Below are 5,228 nucleotides of genomic sequence, written 5' to 3'. Positions count from 1 at the left end.
CCCGGTCCTCACCCCGGAGGACATAGGTGTCGGGCAGATCCCAGACCAACCGGGACTCCCGAGCCACCTCGGCCTCCTCGTCCCCCTCACCGTCGCCGGAGGCGGACCCCCGGTCGGACCCCTCGTCCGCCACCTCCAGCGCCAGCACCCGCCACGCCCCCGCCCGGAAGGCCTCGCCGACCGTCCGGCCCTCCAGCTGCGGATGCCCCGCCACCTCCACCGCGGCGAACAGCAGCACCCGCCGCTCCACGGGTATCGCGCCCAGAATCTGACGGCCCATCATCGCCCCGGCGAAGGACGGCGCCGCCAGATGCGTCACGCTCCTGCTCCGGGTGAGCGCACCGGGATGGGCGGCACGCAGAGTGCGGTACACGGCGGTCGCGAAGTCGTCGTCGTACAGCCGCAGCACCACCCGCAGTCCCGACCGTACGGACCGCCCGTAGAGCACCGCCTCCAGGTTGGTGGTGTCCACGCTGGTCAGCGCGAGCAGCGAGTGCGCGCGCTGGATCTTCGCGGCCTCCAGCACCCCCTCCTGCGTCACGTCCCCGAGCACCACCGGCACCCGCAGCCGCCGGGCGGTCGCCAGCCCCCGCGCCTCGGGATCGGCCTCGACGCACACCACCGGGATGTCCATCTCCCGCAGCCGTGTCAGCACCCGCGTGCCGATCTTGCCGAGACCCAGCAGGACGACGTGCCCGCCGATCCCGCGCGGCGGCTTCCGCAACGCCGTAGCGGTACGGAAGGTCCCCAGGGCCTCGAGTACGGCCGCCAGCAGCACCGGAAGCAACAGCAGTCCCACGAACCCGGAGAGAAGTTGAAGGATCTGACGGCCGATGTCCGCGTTGTGGGCGGGTTCGTTGATGGAGAAGAGGTCGAGCAGCGTCACGTACGTCGCGTGCACCGGATGGTCGTCCGTGACCACCATCAGCGCCACGGCGAGCGCGACCACGCACGCCGCCAGACCGGCCAGCGACCACCGCAGCCGTCGCGAGAACAGCTCGGCGAACGGCGGCACGCTCGCGCGTCCGGCGGGCAGCGACGGTCCGGAGTACGACACCTGCTCCAGCGCCACGGTCCCGCGCCCGGTCGCCGCCTGGACCGCCGCCGCGTCGGGCAGCAGCTGCGGACCCTCGCCGCTGTCCTCCGAACCGTCCGCCCCGGCCGGGTCGTTGCTGGTCGCGGAGAGCAGTGCGAGGGTGCACAGACCGGGGTCGGCGACCTGGCCGGGCAGCGGCGGGTTCCGTTCCACCGCGCGCAGCAGCAGGCCGTCGGTCTCCACGATCTTGCTGGTGCCGACGAGCGCGGTGGCCGCCAGCGCGGGCGCGGCCGTGTCGGCGTCGGACAGCACGGTCGTGGAGGACTCGGCGGCGTCCGGCCCGGTGGCACCCCCGCCACCGGTCGCCAGTGCGGCGCTCTGGTCGAGGAGATCCTCGATGTGCTGGCCCAGGCGCCGGTTGTACAGGCGCAGCACCAGCCGCAGCCGGGGGTTGAGCCGACGGGCGGTCAGGGCCGCGCGGATGTTGGTCTCGTCGTCGTCGTACACCAGCGCCAGCGCGCCGGCCCGCTCCACGCCGGCGTCGGCGAGCACGTCCTCGGTCGGCTCGGTGGCTTCCAGTTCGCGCCCTGTGCCTTCACGGCCCGCGCCTTCGCGACCCGCGCCGCCCTGGTCGCCGTTGCCGCTCCGGTTGACGGCCGCGTTGACCATGTCCAGCAGCGCCGCCGAGGCCGCCCGGGCCCGTCCGACCACCGGCTGCCGCAGCCTGCGCCCGGAGGGCGGGACGACGAGGGTGACCTGTTCGCGGTAGACGCCGCGCAGTTCGGCGGCGAGGCGATGTGCCAGCCCGTCGTCACCGCACACCACCATGTGCGCGTACGCGTCGCCCTGCGGAACCTGATTCGGAACGCTCCCCGTATGAGTTCCCATTTGAAGAAGGACAGTACAGGCGCCGGGCGCGGTTCCAGGAGGGCCCGAAGAGGCCGAGGACGGCATCAAGAACGCATAAAGATTGCCGGAACACGGCAATGACGCGCCCCGGCTCCCGATGTGAGGATTCTTCTCACCGGAGCTCAGCGACGGGTGGGAGGGGGACGGCACACATGGCCTGGTTTCTCGGAATCGGCATCACGGGGGTTGTGCTGCTCGCCCTGTCGCTGGTCTTCGACGGACTGCTGGAAGGCGCGCTCGACGGTGCGCTGGACGGCGTCCTGGAGGGGTGGCTGTCGCTGCCGGTCGTCGCCGGATTCACGGCGATGACCGGCTTCGGTGGCGCCATCGCCCTCGGCACCGGCTGGGCCGGACCGGCGGGGGCCGCCGCAGGCGGCGCGGTCGTGGGAGTGGGCGCCGCCTGGCTGACGTACCGCTTCAGCCGTGCGCTGATGCGCGACCAGACCGCCGTCACACCCAGCACGAACGACCTGCTCGGCACGTCCGGCAAGGTCGTGACCGCCATCCCGGCGGAGGGCTACGGCGAGGTGCTGCTGCGGCTCGCGGGGCAGCCGTTGAAGTGCGCGGCGCGCAGCGCGGTGCCGGTGGCGCGGGGCGCCGAGGTGTGGGTCGAGGCGGTGCCGACGGGGACGTCGGTCGTGGTCCGCCCGGTGGACCGCTGACCACCCCCATCTCCACTCCTTCTCTTCCGATTTCTGTCTTCTCTGTCTCTATCTCTGTGTGATTCGGGGGCGTTGTCATGAGTCCTGTCGTCATCGCGGTGCTGGGAGTCGTCGTACTCCTGGTGCTGCTCGCACTCGTGGTGGTCAGCCGCTACAAGGTGGCCGGTCCGAGCGAGGCGTTCATCGTCACCGGCCGCCGCGGCAAGAAGTCCACCGACCCGGAGACGGGCCGGGTGTTCACCGACAACAGCGGCCAGAAGGTCGTGGTCGGCGGTGGCGTGTTCGTCGTGCCGTTCGTGCAGCAGCGGTTCACGCTCGACCTCTCCTCCCGGCACATCCCGGTCGCCGTGCGCGGCGCGGTGACGCTGCGCGGCGTCAAGGCCCACCTGGAGGGCGTCGCGATCGTCAAGGTCGGCGGCACGGAGGACGCGATCCGCGCCGCCGCGCAGCGCTTCCTGATGCAGCAGGACGGCATCGTCGGCTTCACGCAGGAGGTGCTGTCCGGCGCACTGCGCGCGATCGTCGGCCGGATGTCGGTCGAGGACGTCATCCGGGACCGGGCCGCGTTCGCCGGCCAGGTGGCCGAGGAGGCGGAGGCGAGCCTGTCCGGGCAGGGCCTGGTCCTGGACGCCTTCCAGATCCAGGACATCACCACCGAGGGCTCCTACCTGGAGGACCTGGGCCGTCCCGAGGCGGCCCGCGCCAGGCAGGAGGCCGACATCGCCGAGGCCGTGGCCCGGCGGGCGGCCGAGCAGGCGCGGCTGAAGGCCGAGGAGGAGATCGCGGTCGCGCAGCGCACGCTCTACTTGAAGCAGGCCGAGATCAAGGCCGAGACCGACCAGGCGTCCGCCCGCGCCAACGCCGCCGGACCGCTGGCCGAGGCGGCCCGGCAGCAGGACATCCTCGCCGAGCAGGAGAAGGTCGCCGAGCGGCAGGCCGCGCTGAAGGACCGCCAGCTCGACACCGAGGTGCGCAAGCCGGCCGACGCCCAGCGCTACGCCGCCGAGCAGGAGGCGGAGGCGCGCCGGGTGGCGCGGGTGAAGCAGGCCGAGGCCGAGCGTTCCGCCGGGATCGCCGCCGCCCAGGCGGAGGCCGAGCGGGCCCGGCTCACCGGTGAGGGCGAGAAGCAGCGGCGTGGCGCGCTGGCCGAGGCGGAGGCCATCGAGGGCCTCAAGCAGGGCGAGGCCGAGCGTTCCCGGCGCGCGGCGATCGCCGAGGCCGTGCGGCTGGAGGGCGACGCGGAGGCCGCCGCGATCGGCGCGAAGGGCGCGGCCGAGGCCGAGGCGATGGAGAAGAAGGCCGACGCCTTCGACCGGTACGGCGACGCCGCCGTGCTCCAGATGCTGGTCGAGGTGCTGCCGCAGGTGGTGGCGAAGGCGTCCGAGCCGCTGTCGGCCGTGGACAAGATGACGGTGATCTCGACGGACGGCGCGAGCCGCCTGTCCCGCACGGTCGCCGACAACGTCGCGCAGGGCATGGAACTGCTGGGCTCCACCACCGGCGTCGACCTGGCGTCCCTGCTGAAGGGCATCACCGCGAAGGGCTCCACCGACGCGGCCGGCCCGGACGCACCGGAGGCGGCCCCGGGCCGCGCCGACTCCCGCAACGGCAAGGTGGAGATCACGGGCTGACCGCGCGGGCGGGGGCCGGCCGCCGGCCGTCCCCCGAAGGCGCAGGTCAGGGCTGCTGGTACGGCTGCTGCGGCGCGGCGCCGTACGGCTGCCCGCCCTGCCCGCCGCCGGGACCGCCCATGCCACCCTGCGACTGGAGCTGCTCCGCCTGCTCCTTGGTCACCTGCTGCTCGGCGCCGCAGAAGGTGCACTGCGTCGCGTACTTCGTGGAGAAGGGGAACAGCGGCACGAAGAACAGCGTGAACTTCGTGACGCGCTTCCTGAGCGTGTGCGCGGAGGGATTCCCGCACTGTCCGCACACGAGCGTCAGTATCGCGAGCTGGTAGAGGTATCCCTTGGTGCCGAAGATGATCACGATGCGGTCCTTCCCGGGTCGGCCCCCGCGAGCACGCGGGACACGCAGATCTTCTCCCAGACTACGGAGGTCACCCGCCGTCCGCGGCTTCGCGGCACAGCAGGCCCGCCGGGCCGGTACGGAAGTACGTAGCTCGTTGATCGATGTACACGACAAGATCTGCACGTTTCCCTACACATCCGACGTCGCCGGATCTGGGTACCAATCCCGATGGTGCCCGGTATCCGCCGCGGGCGAGGCTGGGGTCAACTCCCCGGCCCCGGGCCCGAACCGACGCCGAAGGGGGGCAACGTGCCCGTGCCCGACGACCACCAGCTCAGCGAGATCGCGTCCCGTCTGCACCGCGAGGACCCCCACTTCGCGCGGGCCCTCGCCGACGGCCGCCCGCGCCGCCCCCGCGAGTACCGGTACGGGCGGGCCTGGCTCCTGCTCGCCGCCGCGCTGTGCGCACTGGCCACCGGTCTGGTACTGGCCCACGGACTGCTCATCGCCGCGGGCCTGGTCTTCGCCGGCGTGGCCGGTGAACTGCTCGACCCGCACCGGTACGAGCGCGACGGCGTCTCCGACGCCTGACGCGCCCGACTCGGCTTCCCCCTGCTTCTCTCCGGCCCCCGGCCCCCTCGGCACGTCGGCCG

5 protein-coding genes are annotated in these 5,228 nt (G+C 72.8%); 3 read left to right on the top strand and 2 right to left on the bottom strand.

The features are described 5' to 3' along the window. Window positions 1–1,864, bottom strand: a 1,864-nt coding sequence (locus DMH12_RS36950) for an NAD-binding protein (RefSeq protein ID WP_125495663.1), incomplete at its 3' end; no start/stop codon positions are given. A gap of 233 nt (window positions 1,865–2,097) precedes the next feature. On the opposite strand from DMH12_RS36950, the gene DMH12_RS36945 reads away from it, so the two are divergent. Further along, window positions 2,098–2,607, top strand: a complete 510-nt coding sequence (locus DMH12_RS36945) for an NfeD family protein (protein WP_125495662.1) — start codon at window positions 2,098–2,100, stop codon at window positions 2,605–2,607. Between the two features lie 77 nt (window positions 2,608–2,684). Beyond that, window positions 2,685–4,238: a flotillin family protein gene (locus tag DMH12_RS36940; protein WP_125495661.1), complete on the top strand. Its 1,554-nt coding sequence runs from the start codon at window positions 2,685–2,687 to the stop codon at window positions 4,236–4,238. Between the two features lie 46 nt (window positions 4,239–4,284). Here the strand turns inward: DMH12_RS36940 and DMH12_RS36935 are convergent, their stop codons facing one another. Then, window positions 4,285–4,593, bottom strand: coding sequence for a zinc-ribbon domain-containing protein (locus DMH12_RS36935; protein ID WP_125495660.1), 309 nt, complete (start codon window positions 4,591–4,593; stop codon window positions 4,285–4,287). A gap of 291 nt (window positions 4,594–4,884) precedes the next feature. Between DMH12_RS36935 and DMH12_RS36930 the strand changes: the two genes are divergently transcribed. After that, window positions 4,885–5,166, top strand: coding sequence for a DUF3040 domain-containing protein (locus tag DMH12_RS36930; protein WP_125495659.1), 282 nt, complete (start codon window positions 4,885–4,887; stop codon window positions 5,164–5,166). The last annotated feature ends 62 nt before the right edge of the window (window positions 5,167–5,228 follow it).

The sequence above is a fragment of the Streptomyces sp. WAC 04229 genome (assembly GCF_003947455.1).
Classification (GTDB): domain Bacteria; phylum Actinomycetota; class Actinomycetes; order Streptomycetales; family Streptomycetaceae; genus Streptomyces.
Note: the sequence above shows the minus strand (reverse complement) of the source record. Positions and strands in the feature narration are given on the sequence as shown.

Excerpts from the sequence above, each read along its gene's own strand:
- DMH12_RS36945 (WP_125495662.1), top strand. The coding sequence starts at position 2,098 with ATGGCCTGGTTTCTCGGAATCGGCATCACGGGGGTTGTGCTGCTCGCC.
- DMH12_RS36940 (WP_125495661.1), top strand. The coding sequence starts at position 2,685 with ATGAGTCCTGTCGTCATCGCGGTGCTGGGAGTCGTCGTACTCCTGGTG.